The organism is Sphingopyxis sp., assembly GCF_965227415.1.
Lineage (GTDB): Bacteria > Pseudomonadota > Alphaproteobacteria > Sphingomonadales > Sphingomonadaceae > Sphingopyxis.
Genome location: NZ_OZ245749.1, coordinates 2,481,264 through 2,503,457, shown reverse-complemented (window position 1 = coordinate 2,503,457; position 22,194 = coordinate 2,481,264). Strand labels below are relative to the sequence as shown.

The following is a 22,194-nucleotide window of genomic DNA, read 5'->3' as shown; positions in this document are numbered from 1 at the left end:
GTCATGCCGGGGAGAGTTTCAGCGCCCCGTCGCCTTCGTCGACCCGGATCGTCGCGCCGTCCTTGACCTCGCCCTTCAGGATGAGGTCGGCGAGCGGGTCCTGCAAATATTTCTGCACCGCGCGCTTGAGCGGCCGCGCGCCATAGACGGGATCGTAGCCGACGCGGCCGAGCCATGCGCGCGCGGCATCGGTGAGGTCGAGCGTCACCTTGCGGTCGGCAAGCAGCTTTTGCACCCGCGCGACCTGGATATCGACGATGCCGCCCATATGCTGCTGCGCAAGGCGGTTGAAGAGCACGATCTCGTCGAGCCGGTTGAGGAACTCGGGCCGGAAATGCGCGCGCACGACTTCCATCACCTGCGGCTCGGCCTGTTCGACCGGCGCATCGTCGGGGAGCGCCGCGATCGCCTGACTGCCGAGGTTCGAGGTCAGGATGATCAGCGTGTTGGTGAAATCGACCGTGCGGCCCTGCCCGTCGGTCAGGCGCCCGTCGTCGAGCACCTGGAGCAGGATATTGAACACGTCGGGGTGCGCTTTTTCGACCTCGTCGAACAGCACGACCTGATAGGGCCGACGCCGCACCGCTTCGGTGAGCGTGCCGCCCTCTTCATAGCCGACATAGCCCGGCGGCGCGCCGACGAGCCGCGCGACGCTGTGCTTTTCCATGAATTCGGACATGTCGATGCGGACCATCGCATTGTCGTCGTCGAACAGGAAGCGTGCGAGCGCTTTGGTCAGCTCGGTCTTGCCGACCCCTGTGGGGCCGAGGAAGAGGAAGCTGCCGAGCGGGCGGTTCGGATCCTGCAGGCCCGCGCGTGAACGGCGCACCGCGGTCGAGACGGCATGGACGGCATGGTCCTGGCCAATCACCTGCTTGGCGATCGTGCTTTCCATCGCGAGCAACTTCTCGCGCTCGCCGGCGAGCATCCGGTCGACGGGGATGCCGGTCCACTTGCTGACCACCGCGGCGATGTCGTCGGCGGTGACTTCCTCGCGCAGCATCGCATTGCCTGCCGCGGCTTCGGCGTCGGCGAGCTGTTTTTCGAGGCCCGGGATGGTGCCGTAGCTGAGCTTGCCCGCCTTCGCGAGATCGCCGGCGCGCTGCGCCTGGTCAAGCGCGCTGCGTGCCGCGTCGAGATCTTCCTTGATCTTCGCCTCGGCGTGGATCTTTTCCTTTTCGGCCTGCCACCTTTGCGTCAGCCCGGCCGACTGTTGCTCAAGATTGGCGAGGTCGGCCTGCAAGGTCGCAAGCCGGTCCTTCGACGCCGCGTCGCTTTCCTTGCCGAGCGCCGATTCCTCGATCTTCATCTGGATGATACGGCGGTCGAGCGTCTCGATCTCCTCGGGCTTCGATTCGACCTCCATGCGGATACGGCTTGCGGCTTCATCCATCAGGTCGATCGCCTTGTCGGGCAGGAAGCGGTCGGAGATATAACGGTTCGACAAGGTCGCCGCAGCGACGATCGCGGCGTCGGTGATCCGCACGCCATGGTGCAGCTCGTACTTCTCCTTGAGCCCGCGCAGGATCGAGATCGAATCCTCGACCGTCGGTTCGCCGACGAACACCGGCTGGAAGCGCCGCTGGAGCGCGGGATCCTTTTCGACATGCTTGCGATATTCGTCGAGCGTCGTCGCGCCGATGCAATGGAGCTCGCCGCGCGCAAGTGCAGGTTTGAGCAGGTTCGATGCGTCCATCGCGCCCTCGCCCTTGCCCGCGCCGACCAGCGTGTGCATTTCGTCGATGAACAGGATGATCTCGCCCTCGGCGGCTTTCACATCGTCGAGCACGCCTTTCAGCCGTTCCTCGAACTCGCCGCGATACTTGGCTCCGGCGATCAGCGCGCCCATGTCGAGCGACAGCAAACGGCGATCCTTCAGGCTGTCGGGAACGTCGCCGTTGGTGATGCGGAGCGCCAGGCCCTCGGCGATCGCGGTCTTGCCGACACCGGGTTCGCCGATCAGGACGGGGTTGTTCTTGGTGCGGCGCGCGAGGATCTGGATCGTGCGGCGGATTTCCTCGTCGCGGCCGATGACCGGGTCGAGCTTGCCCTCGCGCGCGACTTCGGTGAGGTCGCGGGCGAATTTCTTGAGCGCTTCGTAGCGGTCCTCGGAGCTTGCCGTGTCGGCCGTGCGGCCGCCGCGCAGGTCGTTGATCGCGGCGTTGAGCGCATCGGCTTTCACGCCGGCATCGGCGAACGCCTTGCCGACGGGCGTGCCGGCCGAAAGAACCATCGCGATGAGCAGCCGTTCGACGGTGACATATCCGTCGCCCGCCCTGGTCGCCACTTGCTCCGCCTGATCAAGCAGCCGCACGGCATCATTGTCGAGTCCCGGCGTCGCTTGCGCGCCCGAACCCGACACGGCGGGCACCTTGGCCAGCAGCGCGTCGATGCCGGCGACCGCGCGCGCGGCGTCGCCGCCGCTTTTTGCGATCAGGCCGGCGGCCATGCCTTCATTGTCTTCGAGCAGCGCCTTCGCGATATGCTCGGGGCTGATCCGCTGGTGGTTCATGCGGATCGCGATCGTCTGCGCCGCCTGCAAGAAGCCCTTGGCGCGGTCGGTAAATTTCTCGAGGTTCATGTCGAAAGCCCCTTTCTCGGCACAGAGATAGTGTTGCCCATTTGCAACACAAGAGCATGGCTTTTCGGCGGCCGAATTTTCCGCCATGAGGTCGCTTCGTGATTGATAATGCATGGAGCGGGAAAGCGGATGCGCAAAATTTTTATGGGCCTCCTGCTTTTGCTTGTCGCGGTCGCGATTGGCCTTGCGATATGGGAACCGTTGACGGCCACGGCGCCCAAGGCCCCCGCCTTCAAGCCGACCGACGTGCAGATTGCGCGTGACAAGTTCGGGGTGCCGCACATTTTCGGCAAGACCGACGCCGACGTCGCTTACGGCATCGCTTTTGCCCATGCCGAGGATGATTTTTCGACGCTGCAGGAAGTGCTCGCGATGACGCGCGGGCGCGCCGGGGCGATGCTCGGCGCCGATGGCGCGAAGGTCGATTATGCGGCCCAGCTGCTCGATATCCGCAAGACCACCGCGCGCGACTGGCCGCAATTGCCGAAGGATGTGCAGATCCTGTTCACCGCCTATGCGGCCGGGCTCAACCATTATGCCGACAAGCATCCCGATGAAGTGCGGATGTCGGGGCTGTTCCCGGTGACCGGTGAGGATGTCGTTGCGGGCTTCGTGCTGCGCTCGCCTTTCTTCTTCGGCCTCGATTCGGTGCTCGGCGGGTTGACCGAGGACAAGCCGCTTGGCCGAGAGGGCGGCCCCTCGCTCGATGCCAAGGGCAAGCCGATCCCGCGCGAACTGACCCCGGTCGGGCGCGACCCCGAGGCCAATGGCTCGAACGGCATGGCGGTCGCCCCGACGCGGTCGACCGACGGTGCGACGCGGCTCGTGTCCAATTCGCATCAGCCGTGGACGGGCGGCGTGGCCTGGTACGAACTGGTCGTCCATAGCGGCGAAGGCTGGGATTTCGCGGGCGCGAACTTCCCCGGCGCGCCCTATCCCTTCCTTGGTCACAATAAGTATCTCGGCTGGACCAACACGGTGAACCGGCCCGATCTGATCGATGTGTACAAGCTCGTGCTCGACGACGCGGGCGAGAAATACAGGTTCGACGGCAAATGGTTGCCGCTCGAGGAAAAGCGCATCTGGCTGCGCGTCAAATACGGGCCGTTCGTTCTTCCCGTGCCGCGCACCATCTATCGCTCGGTCCACGGGCCGGTGATCAAGAACGACAAGGGCGCGTTCGCGATCCGCTATGCGGGGATGGACCAGTCGGCCATGGTCACCCAATATTACCGCCTCAACAAAGCGAAGGATTTCGCCGACTGGCGCGCGGCGATGGCGGGGCAGGGCGTGCCTGCGACCAATTTCATCTATGCCGACGCGAAAGGGAATATCGGCCTTTTCTATAATGCGATGTTCCCCGATCGGCCCGCAGGCTTCAACTGGCGCGGGATCCTGCCGGGTGACACGTCGGCGGACGTGTGGACAAAGACCTTGCCGTTCGACCGCGTCCCCGCGCTCGTCAATCCGCGCTCGGGCTATGTGATGAACGCGAACAACACGCCGTGGGTGGCGGCGGGGCCGGGCGACGAGCTTGACGCGGCCGCCTTTTCGCCGCTGCTCGGCGTCGAGGACGATATGACCAACCGCGCGACGCGGCTGATCGAGTTGTTCGAAGCGCCGGGGCAGATCGACGAAGCGCGGCTGAAGACGATCAAATATGACACCGCCTATGCGAAAACCGGCTACGCCAAGGCGTGGATGGCGAAGCTGCTCGCCCTCGACACCAAGGGCGATCCGGCGCTTGCCGAAGCGCAGAGCCTGCTCCGCCAATGGGACTGGAACCTCGACGGCAAGGGGAGGGGCGATGCGCTGGCGCTGATGGTGCTACGCCCTGCGAACGGCAGCCATTATCAGCGCAAGCCCGATCCCGATCCGCGCCAGATACTGACCGATACAGTCAATCATCTGCAGGAACATTTCGCCGGACTGGACCCGAAGCTGGGCACGGTGCTGCGGCTGCGGCACGGCGAGGGCGCACACCGGGTCGACCTGCCGCTCGATGGCGGCAACGATACGGTGCGCGCGTCGACGCTGTGGGACGCCGAACCCGATGGGCGGCTGAAGGTCCGTCACGGCGACAGTTTCATCATGTTCGTGACATGGGACGCGCAGGGACGGGTGCATTCGGAATCGATCCAGCCATTCGGCGCCGCGACGACACGGCCGGGCAGCCCGCACTATAATGACCAGGCGCCGCTGTTCGTCGCGCACAAGCTGAAGCCGGTGCTGTTCGATCCGGCGGCACTCCGCGCCAGCGGCGCGCGCTTCTATCGGCCTTGAAAGCCGGAAAGGGCCGCCCTAAACCGGTGACAGCGTGCCGTCCGGCACAGGTCGCGCGCGGGTCGTTCGGTCCGCCATCCAAAAGGAAATTCATGCCCCGTTTTCATCGCTTCGCTCTCGCCCTTGCGGTGTCGACTTCGCTCGTCGCTGCCGGTCCCGCGCTCGCCAAGGCGAAGGAAGCGAAGCCCGCTCCCGTCGCCGACCTGGTGAAAGCCGTCGATATCCCGTACCAGAGCTTCACGCTCGACAATGGTCTGCGCGTTATCGTCCACGAGGATCGCAAGGCGCCGGTTGTCGCGGTGTCGGTGTGGTATCGTGTCGGGTCGAAGCATGAGCCTGCTGGCAAGACGGGCTTCGCGCATCTTTTCGAGCATCTGATGTTCAATGGTTCGGAAAATTCGCCGGGCGATTTCTTCGAACCGCTGCAACAGGTCGGCGCGACCGACAGCAACGGGACGACCAGCTTTGACCGCACCAATTATTTCGAGACGGTGCCGACCGGCGCTCTCGATCGCGCGCTGTTCCTTGAAAGCGACCGTATGGGGCATCTGCTCGGCGCCGTGACGCAGGAGAAGCTCGATAATCAGCGCGGCGTCGTCCAGAACGAAAAACGCCAGGGCGACAACAACCCCTATGGCCTGCTGCGCTACGAGATTTTCGAGAATCTGTTTCCCAAGGGACACCCCTATCACCACAGCACGATCGGCTCGATGGGCGACCTCAATTCGGCGAGCCTTGGAGACGTGAAGAAGTGGTTCACCGACAACTACGGCCCGAACAATGCGGTGCTGGTGCTTGCGGGCGACATCGATGTCGCGACCGCGAAGGCCAAGGTGACCGATTGGTTCGGCGACATCCCGCGCGGCCCCGAGATCAAGGCGCCGCCGGTTTCGGTCCCGACCTTGCCCGCGCCGCTGGCGAAAGAGGTCAAGGACCTGGTCCCGACGACGCGCATCTATCGCATGTGGGCGATCCCCGGCCTCAACGACGCCGAAGCGGTGCCGCTGCAGATGGCGGCAACGGTGCTTGGCGGGCTCTCCTCGTCGCGGCTGGACAATGCGATGGTCCGCAAGGACCCGGTCGCGGTCAGCGTCAGCGCGGGCGCGCAGACCTTTGAGGATGCCGGCATATTAATCGTCCAGGCCGATGTGAAGCCCGGCGTCGATCCGGCCGTGGTCGGGCAGAAGCTCGACGCTGAAATCGCCAAATTCCTGGCTAACGGCCCGACCGCCGATGAATTGCAGCGTGCCGCGGCAAGCTATCTTGGCGGCACGATTTCGGGTCTGGAATCGGTTGGCGGTTTCGGCGGCAAGGCAGTGACACTGGCCGAGGGCGCGCTCTATTCGAACGATCCGTCCTATTACAAGGTCGAGCTCGACCGGCTCGCCAAGGCAACCCCCGAGCAGACGGCAGCGGTCGCGCGCAAATGGATGTCGCGCCCGGCCTTTTCGCTGACCTACACACCTGGCGAGCGCACCGAAGGCGGCGAAAATCGCGGCGGCGCCGTGACCGAAGGCAAGATGGCCGAAGCCGTGGCGCCCGACCGTTACTGGAACCCGGCGCTGGGCGATATCGGCCCCGATACGGGTATCGGCAACGCGACGTCGTTCGCCGACCGCTCGCAGCTGCCCGCAGTGGCCGACCTCAAGGCGCTCGACTTTCCGGCGATCGAACGCACGACGCTCAAGAACGGCATCGAAGTCGTCTTCGCGCGCCGCGCGACGGTGCCGACGGTCAATGTCGCAGTCAGCTTTGACGCGGGCTATGCCGCCGATCCGCACAACGCCCTCGGCACCCAGTCGCTGATGCTCAGCCTGATGGACGAAGGCACGACGACGCGCGATTCGATCAGTTTCGCCGAAGCGAAGGAGCGCCTCGGCGCACAGATCGACGGATCGGCAACCGCCGACGAGACGGTGTTCAGCCTGTTCGCGCTGAAGCCGAATCTCGCGGCTTCGCTCGGCTTGCTTGCCGACTATATCCGCAATCCGGCGTTCGATGCGCAGGAACTCGACCGCGTGCGGGCGCAGCAGCTCAACCGGCTGAAGGCCGAGCTCAACAATCCCAATGCGATCGCGAGCCGCGTGTTGATGCCGGTGCTGTATGGCGCCGACCATCCCTATGGTATTCCGCCGTCGGGGCTCGGGACGACGACCGCAGTGACCGCAGCGACGCGCGAGCAGCTCGCGGCGTTCCATTCGGCATGGGTGCGTCCCGACAATGCGCGCATCTTTGTCGTCGGCGACACGACGCTGAAGGACGTGAAGAAGCAGCTCGACGCCGCCTTCGGCAATTGGAAGGCGCCCGCTGCGGCAAAGGGCACCAAGCATTTCGAGACGCCTATTCCGGCACCGACACCGCGCATCCTGTTGTTCGACCGGCCGAAGTCGCCGCAGTCGGTGATCATGGCGGGCAAAGTGCTGGGCGTGAAGGGAACCGAAGAGCTGGAAGTGCTGCGCTCGGCGAATGATATTTTCGGCGGCAACTTCCTCTCGCGGTTCAACACGAACCTGCGCGAGACCAAGGGCTGGTCTTACGGGGTGCGTTCACGCATCTCGAACGACAGCGACCGGCTGACCTGGGTCGCGATTGCGCCGGTGCAGGCAGACCGCACGGGCGATTCGATCCGCGAATTCCAGAAGGACCTCAAGTCTTATCTGGGCGACAACGGCACGACGAAGGACGAACTCGAACGCACGGTCAACGGCAATGTCCGCGAGCTGCCTGGCAGCTTCGAGACGTCGGGCGACGTGCTCGGCGGGATGCGCCAGATCGTGAAGTTCGGCCGCCCTGACACCTATTACGAGACGCTGCCTGCGACTTATGAGGCGATGACCGCCGACGAGATCGACGCTGCGGCGCGCAAGGCGTTCAGCACGGGCGACCTTGTCTATGTCATCGTCGGCGATGCCGCAGTGGTGAAACCGCAGCTTGACGGACTGGGCCTGCCGGTGGAAATAGCGAAACCCGCTAACTAACATCAGTTTCAGTAGGAGAGGTTTATGTCTGGGGTCGATGGCAGCTATGACTGCGTAACCAAGTCGCCGATGGGCGACCAAAAGTCGGTTTTTTCCGTCAGCAGCGACGGCGGCAGCTTCACCGGCCAGAATGCCGGCGCGATGGGCTCGCTCGATGTCGAGAATGGCAAGGTCGACGGCAACACGCTGACCTGGACCATGAACATGAAGGTGCCGATGCCGATGACGCTCGAATGCGAAGCGACGATCGACGGAGATACGCTGACCGGCACGATCAAGGCCGGCGCTTTCGGCTCGATGGCGATGAACGGCACGCGTCAGGCCTGACGCGAGCCTGTCTGGAACCAGCGAAGGGCCGCTCTGCAAGGAGCGGCCCTTTTGCTTTGCATAGCTTTTCGGCCGCAGGGGGCTACCCAAAACGGCCATGGGCGCGCATAGCGCCGCTGCAATGCACAAAATGACCGAATCTGCGCAGCGGTCCCGTATGCCCGGTGACCGCGAAATGGTGTTCATGATGGCGATGGTCATGGCGCTGAATGCGCTCGCCATCGATTCGATGCTGCCGGCTTTGCCCGCGATCGGTGAAGGGCTGGGCGTCGCGGTGGCGAATGATCGCCAATATGTGATCTCGACCTATCTCTTCGGCATCGGTGCGGGATCGCTCGTCTATGGGCCGCTGTCGGACCGTTTCGGGCGGAAGGGGGTGCTGGTGCCGGCGCTGTTCGCCTATGTCGCATTCTCGATCGGCTGCGGGTTGGCGACGAGCTTTCCCATGCTGCTGGCGCTGCGGTTCGGCCACGGCCTGATCAGCGCTGCCTTGGGCGTCATCGTCGTGGCGGTGATCCGCGACCTGTTTTCGGGCGACGCGATGGCCAAGCGGCTGTCGATGATCTTTCTCGTCTTCATGATCGTCCCCGCTATTGCGCCGACGATGGGCGCAGGCATAACGCTCTTCGCAAGTTGGCGTGCGATTTTCATCGTGCTGGCGGTGATGGGCGTGGTGATGATCCTGTGGCTGCGCCGCCTGCCCGAAACGCTCGACCCCGCCGACGTCCGCCCGCTCGATCTCAGGACGATGATCGCGGGCTGGGCAACGGTGACGCGGCATCGCCGCGCTGCGGGCTATATGATCGCATCGGGAATGATGCAGGGCGCGCTCTATGGCTATCTCAACAGCAGCGAACAGATCATCGCCGACATCTTTCATGCGCGCAGCTGGTTCCCGCTCGTTTTTGCCTGCGTGGCACTGGGTATCGCGACCGCGAACTTCTCCAACGCCGCGATCGTCGAGCGTTTCGGCGCGCGGCGCGTGTCGCAGAGCGCGACCTTTGCCTTCATGGCGACGTCGATCATCCAGATCGCAGTCGCGCTGAGCGGGGCCGAGACCTTGTGGATGTTCACCGCGCTGATGATGGTCAATGTGGGGCTGATCGGTTTCATCGGCAGCAATTTCGGGTCGATCGCGATGGAAGACTTCGGCCACATGGCCGGCGTCGCTTCCTCCTATCAAAGCTTCGCCAAGACCTTGCTCGCGGCCACAGTCGGCGCGCTGATCGGTCAGCAATATGACGGTACGACGCTGCCGCTGGCCTATGCCTTCCTCATTTCGGGCGTGGTCGGCCTGACCGTGGTGTCCTGGGCCGAGCGCGGCAAATTGTTCACGCGGCCGGGAACGGCACCCAAGACGCCCTATTGAACAGCAGGAACGGGGCGGGCAAAAGAAAGGGGGCCGAAGCCCCCTTTCCCTTAGCGATCTCAGTCCTCAATTGACCGGAGGAACCGGCGGCGGCGGCGCATCGGCATCCTGTTCGTGCACCTCGTCGTCATGGCCGAGGCCGACATGGCTGCGCGACCGGCTGTATCCGAAATAGACCGCCAGGCCGATCGCCGCCCAGATCAGGAAGAGGATGATGCTCTTATGATCGAGGCTGGCGAACAGATAGATGCAGCCGACGATCGCGAGCGGTGCGGTGACCCAGACGAACGGCGTGCGGAACGGACGGTGACGGCTTGGATCGGTCCGGCGGATCACCATCACCGCGATCGACACGGCAGCGAACGCGAAGAGCGTTCCCGAGTTCGAGATGTTCGCGAGCTGGCCAACGGGGAAGAAGGCCGCGAACAGCGCGACCGCGATGCCGGTGAGGATCGTGATCACATGCGGCGTGTTGAACTTCGGGTGGATCTTCGAGAAGGCAGCGGGGAGCAGGCCGTCGCGGCTCATCACAAAGAAGATGCGGGTCTGACCGAACATCATCATCAAGATGACCGACGGCAGCGCGAGACCGGCGGCGAGGCCGAGCAGATTGCCGATCTGCGGCCAGCCGATTTCACGCAGCGTGAAGGCCAGCGCTTCCTTCGAGCAGACGACGTCCTTGAAACCCTCGGCAGCGCGCGTCGCGCACTGCGCGGCGAGCTCGCGGCTGCCCGGGTCGAGGACTGCGCCCGCGACGCCGGTCACCGGCTGCGAGCTGAGGCCCGGCGCTCCGATTACGCCTGCGGCGACGAGAAGGTAGAAAATGGTACAGATCGCAAGGCTGCCGATCAGGCCGATCGGCATATTGCGCTGCGGGTTCTTGGTTTCCTCGGCGGCGGTCGAAACCGCGTCGAAGCCGACGTAAGCGAAGAAGATCGACGCGGCGGCCATGGAAATGCCGACGAAGCCAGTCGGCGCAAAGGGTGAGAATTGCTCGCTGTTCATTACCGGAATGGCGAGGATGATGAACACCGTGAGAGCCGTAACCTTGATCGCGACGAGGATCGCATTGACCGTCGCGCTTTCCTTGGTGCCGATAACAAGCAGCCAGGTGACGAGGCCCGCGATCGCCATAGCGGGCAGATTGATCATGCCGCCGTCGAACGGCCCCGCGACCAGCGTATCGGGTATGTTGATCGATAGCGCATTTTCCAAAAGGCCGACGACATAGCCCGACCATCCGACCGACACCGCTCCCGCCGCGACCGCATATTCCAGGATCAGCGCCCAGCCGACCATCCATGCGATCAGCTCGCCCATCACGGCGTAGCTATAGGTGTAGGCCGAGCCCGAAACCGGCACCATCGCCGCCATCTCGGCATAGCAAAGTGCCGCGAAGGCGCAGACGAAACCGGCGATGATGAAGCTCACCATCATGCCCGGACCCGCCTTCTGCGCGGCTTCGGCAGTCAGAACGAAAATCCCGGTACCGATCACGGCGCCGATGCCGAGCATGGTAAGCTGAAAGGCACCGAGCGAGCGGTGCAGCGACTTTTTCTCGGCGGTGGCCAAGATGGCGTCGAGCGACTTGACGCGACCAAATATCATCCAAATATCCCCTTTGCGGGTCGCCACGACCCGTCTTCTGACCCGGCAGACTAGCCACTCCTCCCGTCAGCGCAACTTAATTTCATGGGACCAGAAGGCGGTTTCGGCGGGGTCCGGCTCGGTTCACCGCACCGTGAAGCGGACGCGGTCGATCATCCGTCCCCCGGGGTCGACGAGCGCGAGCAGGTGGATGCCGGGGCGTGGCAATATCTGCTGTCCGGCATCGGCATCGCCGAGGATCCGTTTGTCGAGGATCAGCCGGTATCCGGGTGCGTCGCCGCTGACGATCACGGCGAGCCGCTGGCGGTCGATCGGGATGTCGGGGTCGAGCGCATAGACGCTGCCGCTGACCGGGCTGGTGATGCGCGGGCGGCGGGCGGCGGCGGGGGCGGCGGCCATCTCGCTCTGTGCGGTGCCGGCGAGGAAATATTCGCGCCGCGGCGGTTCGCGCGTGCCGGGCAGCGCGATCTGGCGCGCCTCGACGCCCGCCGGCATCGCCGGAGCCTTGCCGGGGCTGTTCGCGTGGAGCGCCATCATCACGTCGCGCCACACCGGAGCGGCGCCGGAGGTGCCCGAAACGGCGTGCATCGAATCGCCCTCGAGATTGCCGACCCAGACCGCGACGGTGAAACGGTCCGACCAGCCGATGCACCAATTGTCACGCATGCCCTTTGACGTACCCGTCTTCGCCGCGGCCCAGAAGGGGAGGCGGAGCGCGCTGTCGGCGCCGAAGGCGTCGGCGCGCGCGGAGGCGTCGGCGAGGATGTCGCCGACGATGAAGGCGGCGGCGGGGCTGACGATCGTACGCGGATGTTCGCGAAGGGGCCGCGTAGAGTCGAAGGTGACGGGAGACCATTTTCCCATATTCGCCAGTGTTCTGAAGGCATTGGCTTGTTCGACGAGCGAAACTTCGGCCGACCCGAGCGCGAGGCTGAAGCCGTAATATTCGCCGTCCTCGACGAGTCCGTGGTACCCGAGCGCCCAGAGGCGGTCGCGGAATTCCTGGACGTCGTCGATGACGAGCGCGCGGACGGCGGGGACATTGAGCGAGCTGGCGAGAGCATGGCGGACGCTGACCGGCCCCTTGAAGCTGTGGTCGTAATTCTTGGGGACGTAGAGCCCCGAGGCGGTGTCGAGCTGGACCGGGCTGTCGTCGAGGATCGACGCCGACGTAAGCCAGCCATGCTCGATCACCTGCGCATAGAGATGCGGCTTGAGCGTCGAGCCGGCCTGGCGCCGCGCGTTGGCGCCGTCAACCATCGCGGCGGTCGATTTGAGCCCGACGCCGCCGACATAGGCGAGGACGTCGCCGGTGGCATTGTCGAGCACGACGACCGCGCCGTCGCGGACGCGGTCGGAGCCGAGACCGGCGAGCTGGCGGCGCAGCGCGACGATCGCGGCGACCTGGATGCGGCGATCGATCGTCGTGACGACGCGCTTGCCCGGCTTGTCGAGCAGGCGCGCCGCGAGATGGGGGGCGAGCGCGGGGTCGAAGCGCGCGGCACGCTCGCCCGAGACGAGCGTTGCGGCCGCGGCGTCGATCGCGCCGCAGTCGGCGGCCCTGGCGATGCGGCAGGCGCGCTTGCCGAGCGTTTCGGCTTTGGCCGCCGGATTGGGGAGCAGCCCCGCCAGAAGCACGGCGTCGGTCTGATTCAGCTCCGCGGGCTTTTTGCCGAACAGGCTCTGCGCGCCGGCGCCGATGCCCTGCGCTTCGCCGCGCAGCGGCAGGAGGTTGAAATAGGCCTCGAGCATCTGGGCGTGCGTCCAGCTGTCGGCGAGATCCTGCGCCGCGCGCATCTGGCGGAGCTTGGCGAGCCAGCCGCGCTGGCCGGGTTGCGACAGTTCGGGCGCGAGGAAGGCCGCGAGCTGCATCGGCAATGTCGAGGCGCCGCGTGACTTGCCGCCGGTCCAGCGCGTCTTGACCGCGCTGGCGATCGCGAGCCAGTCGACGCCGCCGTGCGACCAGAAGCGATGATCCTCGGCCGCGACGACGGTGTCGCGGACGGCGGGGCTGATATCTCTGAGCGGCACCCACGCCAGACGGCGGCGCTGAAAATTGACGCGTTCGCTGTCGAGCAGGCGGCCGTCGCGGTCATAGAGCCAGGCTTCGCTGGGCTGCCATTCGGCGCGGACGGCGGCGTAGGCGGGCATCGCGGGGGGGCGGGTCAGAAGATGCGCGGCGGTGACAAGGATGAGCGCGGCGAGCGCGAGCCAGGCGAGGGCGTCCTGCCAGCGGCGTTTACGCTGGGTATTAGTCCACCCTTCTCCCACCTTCGTCATGCTGAACTCGTTTCAGCATCCATGGTCTGTGGTCTCATTCAGCGCGACGCCGAAGGACAGGTCAGGCCATGGACCCTGAAACAAGTTCAGGGTGACGAGGTTTGAGAGTCGCCCAATTCCCGTTCGCATCGAGCCCTTCGACTGCCCACAGGGCGGGGGCTCAGGATTAACTTCGGCCTTCGGCCGAAGTCGAGATGCCCATCGGTCGTGCATGCCTTCCGGGTGTCTCGATTTCGCTCGACACGAACGGAGACTTAGAGATCGGATAGCCATCACTCCGCCCCCCTCACTCCGCGGCCGACGCGGCGATCGTCACCGAGGCGTTCGGCCATTGGCCGCGGATCGCGGGCGAGTACATCGCTTCGACGCGCGTCGGGGGCAGGGTGAAGCGGCCCGAGCCGTTGAGGCGCACGACATATTCGATCGCATGCGTGCCCGCGGGCATCCAGCCATAATAGCCGCGCCAGCTGTCCTTGCCGCGTTCGACATAGGACGGTTGCCAGTTGGTCCCGCTCGCCTGTGCGCCGAGCATTTCGGACTGGCCGCCGAGGTTGCCGACGATCGTGGCACCCGGCGGCACTGGGTCGCTGATCACGACCCAGGTCCGGCTGGCCGCCGCGACGACCTCGATCCGCACCTTGATCACATCGCCGCGGGTCAGGTGACTGGGATCGGCGGCTTTCACGACGCTGACCGAGCGTTTGATGCGGTACCCGGCGTTGAGCGGTTCCTTCAAGGGCACTGCGGCCTTGACGGTGACCGTCGCCCACGGCGCGCCGGTGCCCTCGTGCTTGAGGCTCATCGTTGCCGCGGCAAGCGCGACGCGGAGCGGCGAGGGGGATTCGGCTGGCGCCGAAATCCCTTGGGGCCAGCTTTGCGACGCGCTGCCGCCCGCGAGGCTGATATTGGTCACGCCGGTGATCGCGTTCGCGGGATACAGATCGGCGAAACGGCGCACGGTCACGGCGCCCCACGCGTTGGCGGGGGTGGTGTCCCAGTGGCCCTTGCGCTGGCGCTGGGCGATGCCGACCATCAGCTTGCCCGCGTCATCCTCCCAGCCCTTGCGGCCGAGCACGGCTTCGAGCGCCTTGATCGCCATTTCGTCGCCGCTGGTCATCATCCACCAGGGGGCGCGGGCATCGTCGACGAGATCGAGGCGCGTGCCTTCATAGACGAGGCGCTTGCGCAGCTCGGCCTCGGCCGCGGTGCGCAGCGCGACGGCGTTTCGGACGCCGGGGGTGCGCTCGATCGCGACGAGCCAGTCGGCGAGGGTGCCGGTGGTCATGTCGACCGGTTTCGTGTCGATCGCCGCGACGAGCGCCGGGCTCGACGCATTGTTGCGTGCGAGCGCAGCCAGCGCGGCGATGCGGATCGGGCGCAGGTCGTAAGGACCATAGCCCTTGCGGGTCAGGCGCCCTTCGACGACCGCCTGCAGCGCCTTGACCATCTTCGCCTTCGAGGCATCGGGAACCGCGAAGCCGTTCGCGGCGGTCACCGCCATCACATAAGCGGTGAGTTCGGGCGAACCCTCCATCCGGTCGTTCGGCCAATAGCGAAGCAGGCCGTCGCTATCGAGATAGGTCGGCATCGCTCCCGCCAGCGCCTGCCAGCGGCCGACGTCGCCGAGCGCGATCGCGCGCGAGGTCTGCTGTTCGAAGCAGTTGTAGGGGTAGATCGCCATATAGTCGCGAACGCCCGAGAGCGGCGGCGCGAGCGTGCCCGCGAGCGCGACATCGACATAGCCACCGGGAAGCGCGCCCGTCGGGATCGCGATCGGCAGCGTCGTGTCGGGACCGACGCGGAACAGGCTGGCGGCCCAGGTCTCGACCGGTACCGCGGGTTCGACGACCTGGTCGAAGACGAGGCGGTCGCGCGCCTTTCCGTCCTTTGACACCGCATCGACGGTCCACTGGATCGGGCCGGTCTGGTCGGGGGCTGTCACCTGCCAGCTGATCGGCACCGCGCCGCCCGCCGGGATCGTGACGGTGAGCGGCGGCGCGGTCGCGACCGCGGGCGACAAGGTCGGGGTCGCGGTGACCGTCATCGCCTTGTCGGTGCCGTTGCGCAGCGTGAAGCGCGCATCGAAGCTGTCGCCGGTGCGGACAAGTTCGGGCAGGCCGGCGAAAACGCCGAGATCCTGGACGGTACGCACGCTGGTTTCGCCGGTGCCGAAATATTGCGAACCATCGGTCGCGATGGCGACGAGGCGGAAGCCCGAAAGATTGTCGGACATCGGCACATCGACCGTCGCGCGGCCCTTGGCATCGAGGGGAACATGCCCCTGCCACAGCAGGACGGGACGGAAATCCTCGCGCGTCAGGCCCGACAGATCGCCACCGCCGCCACCGCCGGGTTCGAGTGCCTTGCGGCCATAATGACGCTTGCCGACGACCTGCATCTGCGCGGTCGAGGTGAGGACGTCGAGCGTGCGCTCGCCCATCATCGCATCGATCAGCTTCCAGCTTTCGTTCGGTGCGAGCTGGAGCAAGGCTTCGTCGACCGCGACGAACGCGACATCGGCGCTGCCCGCGGCCTTGCCCGACGGGGTCTTGACCTCGATACCGACTTTCGCGGTTTCGCGGATCGCATATTTTTCCTTGTCGGCTTTGACCTTGACGCCCAGCTGATGGCCGTCCCAGCCGACCTTGATCTTGGCGATGCCGAGGCGATAGCTTGGCTTGGCGAGATCGACCAAGGCGGTCGCGGGCGCGCCTTCGCTATTCTCGATCTTGAAGCCGACGGCGCGTTTCATCTGGCGGAACCAGCTTTCATTGCCGGTCACGCGGCCGCGCACGGCCATGACCGAGACAAAGACATCGGGGGCGTAGTTTGCCGGAAGCTTCACCTTCACGACGGGGTTGGTTCCCTTGAGCGGCACGACGAAGCTCGACAGCACGCCTTCGCGTTCGACGGTGACGAGCGCGGTCGCTTCGCGGAACGGCATGCGGACCTGGAAGTTCGCGGTCTCGCCCGCGGCATAGCGCGGCTTTTCGGGAATGACGTCCATGCGGTCGCCATTGTCGCCGCCGAACCACCAGTCGTTGTCGCCCGCGAGCCAGACCGAGCGGACGGCGCGCGCTTCGTTGCCGTCGGCGTCGGTCGTCGTGGCGACGACGGTCACCTCGCCGGAGACGCCCGGCGCCATCGCGCAGCTCGCGCGGCCCAGCTTGTCGGTCGTTGCGCTGCACGTCGCGCCGAGCCGGGTCGTGCGCATCTGATTGTCATAGGCATAGAAGCCGCCGATCAGGCGCCGGCGGGCGGTGATGATCTCGCGGTTGTAGAGCGCGACCTGAACGCGCTGGCCGCTGATCGGCCGGCCGTTGAGGTCGAGCGCGACGAATTTCATGCGGAGGTCGTTGTCGCGCATCAGCCAGCCGTCGGACTTGGCGCCCAGGCGCACCGCCGACGGGAACAGCGTGATGCGGCGGCTCGACGTCAGCGTTTCGCCATTGGCGTCCTCATAATCCATCTCGACCGCCATCACGGTCGGCTCGGTGATCGGCTGATCGACCGTGATGCTGGTCGATGCGCTGCCGTTCGCGTCGAGCTTGAGCGGGTTCGAGCGCGCGAGCGGCATCTCCGCCTCGGGCTCGTCGCCGCTGTCGTCGAGCTGGATCACGCCTTCCTTGACCGGCTGGCCGTCGAAGTCCCAGTCCTGATAATCCTCGGGCGCGTTCCAGCTGGCGCGGAAATTGGTGCGGATCTCGACCGGCAGGTTCGGCGCAGGGCCGCCCGAGAGATAGCCGACGAAGAAAGAGAGCGGCACGGTGGTCGGGCGCACCGGCGGGGCCTTGGGCCCGGTCACCGTCGCCTTCATCGTCGGGAGGCGATATTCGTCGACCTTGACCGACTGGTTCGACCAGATCGTCTTGTCCTCGCCGTCCTTGTCCTTGGTGACGAAGACGAGCTCATAATCGCCCATTGGCGCGCTGGCGGGAACGTTCCAGGTCGTTTCGCCGCTGCCGTTCGCATCGATCGCGAAGGGCATTTCGAACTCGGTGTCCGAGCCGCGATGGACGAGGCGGAGCTTGCCGGCGAGCGGCTTTGGCGTCGAAAAGCCGCTGCCGACGGGACGGCGCAGAATATGCTTCATATGCACCGTCTCGCCCGCTTTCACGAGAGCGCGGTCGAACAGGGTGTGGAGGACGTCCTCACGCTCCGACCAGCCGTACGGCAGGTCGAAGTCATACGGACGGATGCCGTCGCCCCAGTCGGTGAGCGTGAAGCTGAAATCATCGGCCGACCGCGCGCTGACCATCAGCGCATGGCCCTCGCTGCTCGTCGGATCGGGTTCGTCCTCGCAGCCGGCATAGGTTTCGGGCTGCGGCAGGCCGCTCGGGAACGCAAGGCGGCCCGATTTGTCGGCGGTGCCGCGCGCGAGCAAGCGGCCGGTGCAGCTGTCGGTGATGCGGATTTCGGCGCCCGCGACGGGCAGGCCGGTATCGAGCGCGGTTACCCATGCGAGCGAGCTCTCGCGTCCCCATTTGAAGTGCACCGCCATGTTGGTGACGAGCGCGGCGGTCGCGACATAGCGCGTCGCGCGGCGGCCGAGCAGCGCGGCGCCGAGTTCGGGACTCGCGATCTCGACAACGTGGAAACCCTTTTCGGCGAGCGGAATGCCGACGACCTCGAACTCCTTGCCGCCCGCCGCGGGGGCCAGCTGCATGTCGCGGCGTTCGCCGCCCGCGGGCGCGTCCGCGAACACCGATTTGGTGCCGGTGTAATTGACCGTGACGTCCTCGCCCTTCGCGTTCTTTTCCTCGCGATAGTCGGTGTCGTCGGCGTCGGCGACGCGCTTCATCCAGCGCGCAATCGCGGCATCGTCGTCGCCGACCTTCAGCGTGGTTGCGGGCATCTTGAGATTGGCCTGGACGAGCGAAGCCTCCACCCCGCGCACGGTGACCGGCAGCACGCCGCCTTCGGTCGCTTCCAATATGCCGAATTCGGCCGCGAATTTGACGATCGGCGGGGCGCGGTCGATGTGGAATTTCAGCGGGAAGTTCGACTGGTTCTGCAACCGGCGGCCGCTCTGGTCGGCGACATCGGCGGGCAGGACGAGCGTCGCGTCGACATTTTGCGGCAGCGGGCCGGCGAAGTGCACGCGCTCCAGATATTTGTCATTCTTGTCGTCGTCGTCGAACTTCGCGGCGAGCGTCCGGCCGTCGGCGGTCTTGAGCGTCGCGGCGAGCGCCGTGTCGCGCGGCACGGGCGCGGCGAACACGACATTGATGTCCTTGAGCGGATTGCAGCCCGCCTGCGGATTGACGCGGCTGCACGACATTTTGGCGGTGAAGGCGGGGCGGACGTCATAATCGAAGCGCTGGTCGCGGCCCGCGGTGCGGGCGGGCACGCCGGCTTGCGCAATCCGCGCGTCCCAGACGAGCGCCATTTCGCGGCCCGGGGGCAGCGGCCGGCGGCATTTGACGGGGACGACGCGTTCGAGCAGCGCGTCGCGGTCGCTGCCCGCGGCGGGCAGGCGCAGCGGCAGGCCCGCGTCATAGGCGAACGACTGCGCCGCATAGTCGCTGCCCAGGCCGTCCAGAATCTCGACCGCGGTCTCGCGCTTTAGCACATCGACCGGAATCTTTTCGCCGATGCCGTCGACCGAGCAATAGGCGAAGCGCCCGACCGAGGCGCGATCGGCGGCGACGTTGGTCGCGACGAGGAATATCTGGTCCTCCTCGACCCCGTCATAGGTGCCGCCCGACAGGACGGCGCGCACCGAGGGGCCGCCGGTGTCGATCTCGAACCGGCTGTTGCCGACGACGTTGACGCCGCGCGCGGTGGTCAGATCATTGCGCAATTCGACGTGGCAGCTGACGCCGCCGGGGAGCGACTTTTCGAATTCGAGCACCCAGGTGCGCGTATCGACCCAGCGGCCGTCGGCCGGCGTCTTGCAGTCGTGCGTCGCGGGCGCGCGGGCGCGGGGATCGCCGAGCGGGACCATGTCTTCGGAAAAGCGCAGGGTGAAACGGCTGATCGTGCCGTCGCCGGTGCCCGAACTGCCGGGCGTCGCGAGCGTGACCTGCGGTACGGTGTCGCCGCCGGCGGCGACGAGCGCCGCGGCGAGCGGAACGATCAGGGCCAGCCGCGCCTTGCCGGCGAGCGTTTTCGCCAGCATCCGCCATCGCATCACCATCGCGTCGTCTCCCCGGTCAGACCCGAACCTATCCTGCTGGAAACAGGGGGCTGAGTCCACCCGTCGCCGCACAGCGCGCACGGTTAATCGCAGGGCGGCGAAACGCTGTGACCGCGGTCATAGACAAGCGTGAAATCAGCGCGCGAGCATCGGCCCCAGTTTTTGCCCCGCGAAGATATGGACATGGAGGTGCGGAACCTCCTGATGGCTGTCGAGTCCGACATTGGCGAGCAGGCGATACCCCGGCGCGACCAGGCCCTGATCGCGCGCGACCCGGCCGACGGCGCGGACGAAGCCCGCGATTTCGGCGTCGCTGCCGCGCTCCGAAAAATCGTCCCAGCTGACATAGGGACCCTTGGGGATCACCAGAATGTGCAAGGGGGCCTGCGGGTTGATGTCATGAAAGGCGAGCGCATATTCGTCCTCATAGACGGTCTTCGACGGCAACTCGCCGCGCAGGATGCGGGCGAAGATATTCGTCTCGTCATAGGGCAGCGTCGCGTCGATCGGCATGGGGAGGGCTCCTAAGGGTTGCGGCCGGCTTTTTCGCTATGGCCCGATGTGCCGTGGCGCCGGTCGAGTTCGGAGGCGACATCGCCCCAGCCCAGGCCGCGCTCGGCGAGCAGGATCGACAGGTGGAAGATCAGGTCAGCGGCCTCGCCGGTCAGCGCGGCGTCGCTTTCGGTCAGCGCCGCGATCACGGTTTCGGTCGCCTCCTCGCCGACTTTCTGGGCGATCTTGCCGCGGCCCTTTGCGGCGAGGCTCGCGACATAGGAGGCGCCGGCGTCGCCCGCGGCGAGCCGCTCGCGCACGACGGCTTCGAGCCGTGTCAGCGTTTCGCCGATATCCCGTGCCATCGCGCGTCCTTTCGATCGCGTGCCTAGCGTCGGGAAAGGCGCTGGACAAGCTGCGATGCCTCTGGTGAAGCGCGCCCATGGCCGAGGTCAAATTGCATCCCGACTGGCTCGCCGCGATCGGCGGCGAGTTCGAGCAGCCCTATATGGCTGCGCTCAAGGCGTTTCTGGCAAGCGAGCGCGACAAGGGAAAGACGATCTATCCGCGACCGCGCGACTGGTTCGCGGCGCTCGACGCGACGCCGCCACAGGATGTCCGCGTCGTGATCCTGGGGCAGGACCCCTATCACGGGCCGGGGCAGGCGCACGGGCTCTGCTTCTCGGTCCAGCCGGGGGTGCGGACGCCGCCGAGCCTCGTCAACATCTACAAGGAAATGGAGTCGGACCTGGGCATCGCGCGGGCGCCCCATGGTTATCTCAAGCATTGGGCTGACCAAGGCGTGCTGCTGCTCAACAATTGTCTGACGGTCGAAGCGGGGCAGGCGGCGTCGCATCAGGGCAAGGGGTGGGAGACATTCACCGACGCAGCCGTCGCCGCGGTCGCGGCCGATCCGGCGCCGAAGGTCTTCATCCTGTGGGGCAGCCATGCGCAAAAGAAGGCGGCGCGTGTTCCGGAGCTGGGAACAGGCAGCCCGCATCTGATCCTGCGCGCGCCGCACCCCTCGCCGCTGTCGGCGCACAATGGCTTTTTCGGGTCGAAGCCGTTCAGCCAGGCCAATGCTTTCCTGGCGGCGCACGGGCGCGGCGCGATCGACTGGCGCCTGCCGGCCGATCGCGCGCAAGACACCGAGGCATGAGCCTGTTGGCCGATCCGGCGACGCTGGCGATCCTGATCGTCGCGGTAATCCTGCTCGGCATGGCGAAGGGCGGACTGGCCGGGGTCGGCGCGCTGGCGACACCGCTCGCCGCGCTCGTGCTGCCGCCCGCGACCGCGGCGGCGTTGCTGCTGCCGATCCTGATCGTGCAGGACGTCATCAGCGTCTGGTCGTTTCGTCATACATGGGACGGCTGGATCATCGGCTGGATGTTGCCGGGCGCAGCGATCGGCGTCGCGGCGGGATGGTATTTTGCCGAACGGGTCAACGAAGCGCAGTTGATGGCGGCGCTGGGTGCGATCACCCTCGCGTTCGGCCTCTACCGGCTGTGGGTCGAGCGCGGCGGGCGTGTCGTCGCGGCGTCGCAATCGCCGGGATGGGTGGGCACGATCTTCGGCGCCGTCACTGGGCTGACCAGCCAGATCGCGCACGCCGGAGGCCCGCCGTTCCAGATGTGGGTGACGCCGCGCAAGCTGCCGCACCTTGCCTTCATCGGGACGAGTTCGATTCTCTTTGCGATCATCAACTGGATGAAAGTCCCGGCCTATCTGGCGCTCGGTGCCTTTCCGCACGAGGTGGTCGTCGCCGCGCTGCTGCTGATGCCGCTCGCGATCGTGTCGACCTTGCTGACGGTGCGCTGGATGAAGCGGATGAATCCCGAGCGCTTTTATGTGCTCATCTATGTGCTGATGGTGCTGCTCGGTGCGAAACTGCTGTGGGACGGGCTGCACGGATGATCGCCCGCACCGGAATCAGGCGACGGCCCCGGCGATGGCGTCGAGGGTAAGGACCCATTGATTGCACGTTCGAGGTTTGAAGCAATTTTGTTCAGTGCGAGGAGGAAAGGCGCCGGGATATGTCGATATCTCAAGACTTTCCGACGAAGCAATGGACAAAATCGGTCCAATCCCGAAGAGACGCCGAAATGGCTTCGATCTCGGGTCCGCGCGGTCTTGCGGG

12 protein-coding genes are annotated in these 22,194 nt (G+C 65.9%); 6 read left to right on the top strand and 6 right to left on the bottom strand.

Annotated features, from left to right (window positions below):
- Window position 1 precedes the first annotated feature (1 nt).
- Window positions 2-2,581, bottom strand: coding sequence for an ATP-dependent chaperone ClpB (clpB, locus tag ACO055_RS12225; RefSeq protein WP_422059156.1), 2,580 nt, complete (start codon window positions 2,579-2,581; stop codon window positions 2-4).
- 129 nt (window positions 2,582-2,710) lie between these two features.
- Here clpB and ACO055_RS12220 point away from each other — a divergent pair, with 129 nt between their 5' ends.
- The 4 genes from ACO055_RS12220 to ACO055_RS12205 all read left to right on the top strand — a co-directional run bounded on the left by ACO055_RS12220 (window position 2,711) and on the right by ACO055_RS12205 (window position 9,538).
- Window positions 2,711-4,864, top strand: a complete 2,154-nt coding sequence (locus ACO055_RS12220; RefSeq protein ID WP_422059155.1) for an acylase — start codon at window positions 2,711-2,713, stop codon at window positions 4,862-4,864.
- Between the two features lie 92 nt (window positions 4,865-4,956).
- A complete protein-coding gene (locus ACO055_RS12215; protein WP_422059154.1) occupies window positions 4,957-7,842 on the top strand; it encodes a M16 family metallopeptidase in 2,886 nt (961 codons plus the stop codon).
- Window positions 7,843-7,866: 24 nt separating this feature from the next.
- A complete protein-coding gene (locus ACO055_RS12210; RefSeq protein ID WP_422059153.1) occupies window positions 7,867-8,169 on the top strand; it encodes a hypothetical protein in 303 nt (100 codons plus the stop codon).
- A gap of 157 nt (window positions 8,170-8,326) precedes the next feature.
- Window positions 8,327-9,538: a multidrug effflux MFS transporter gene (locus tag ACO055_RS12205; RefSeq protein ID WP_422059152.1), complete on the top strand. Its 1,212-nt coding sequence runs from the start codon at window positions 8,327-8,329 to the stop codon at window positions 9,536-9,538.
- Window positions 9,539-9,604: 66 nt separating this feature from the next.
- On the opposite strand, the gene ACO055_RS12200 is transcribed toward ACO055_RS12205, so the two are convergent.
- The 5 genes from ACO055_RS12200 to ACO055_RS12180 form a co-directional block, all read right to left on the bottom strand.
- Window positions 9,605-11,146: an amino acid permease gene (locus ACO055_RS12200; protein ID WP_422059151.1), complete on the bottom strand. Its 1,542-nt coding sequence runs from the start codon at window positions 11,144-11,146 to the stop codon at window positions 9,605-9,607.
- A 123-nt stretch (window positions 11,147-11,269) separates the two neighbouring features.
- On the bottom strand, window positions 11,270-13,426 hold the full coding sequence (gene pbpC / locus ACO055_RS12195; protein WP_422059150.1) for a penicillin-binding protein 1C: 2,157 nt from the start codon (window positions 13,424-13,426) through the stop codon (window positions 11,270-11,272).
- Window positions 13,427-13,712: 286 nt separating this feature from the next.
- Complete coding sequence (locus ACO055_RS12190; RefSeq protein WP_422059149.1) at window positions 13,713-19,565, bottom strand: alpha-2-macroglobulin family protein; 5,853 nt, start codon at window positions 19,563-19,565, stop codon at window positions 13,713-13,715.
- Between the two features lie 135 nt (window positions 19,566-19,700).
- A complete protein-coding gene (locus ACO055_RS12185) occupies window positions 19,701-20,078 on the bottom strand; it encodes a histidine triad nucleotide-binding protein (protein ID WP_422059148.1) in 378 nt (125 codons plus the stop codon).
- Between the two features lie 11 nt (window positions 20,079-20,089).
- Window positions 20,090-20,422 (bottom strand): phosphoribosyl-ATP diphosphatase, encoded by a 333-nt coding sequence (locus ACO055_RS12180; protein ID WP_422059147.1) that lies wholly within the window; start codon window positions 20,420-20,422, stop codon window positions 20,090-20,092.
- 77 nt (window positions 20,423-20,499) lie between these two features.
- Here ACO055_RS12180 and ung point away from each other — a divergent pair, with 77 nt between their 5' ends.
- Both ung and ACO055_RS12170 read left to right on the top strand, forming a co-directional pair.
- Window positions 20,500-21,216 carry a uracil-DNA glycosylase gene (ung, locus tag ACO055_RS12175; RefSeq protein WP_422059146.1) on the top strand — a complete coding sequence of 239 codons (717 nt, stop codon included), beginning with the start codon at window positions 20,500-20,502 and terminating at the stop codon, window positions 21,214-21,216.
- Entirely contained in the window at window positions 21,213-21,971 is a 759-nt protein-coding gene (locus tag ACO055_RS12170; RefSeq protein WP_422059145.1) for a sulfite exporter TauE/SafE family protein, read from the top strand. Before ung ends, ACO055_RS12170 begins: the two co-directional genes overlap by 4 nt.
- The last annotated feature ends 223 nt before the right edge of the window (window positions 21,972-22,194 follow it).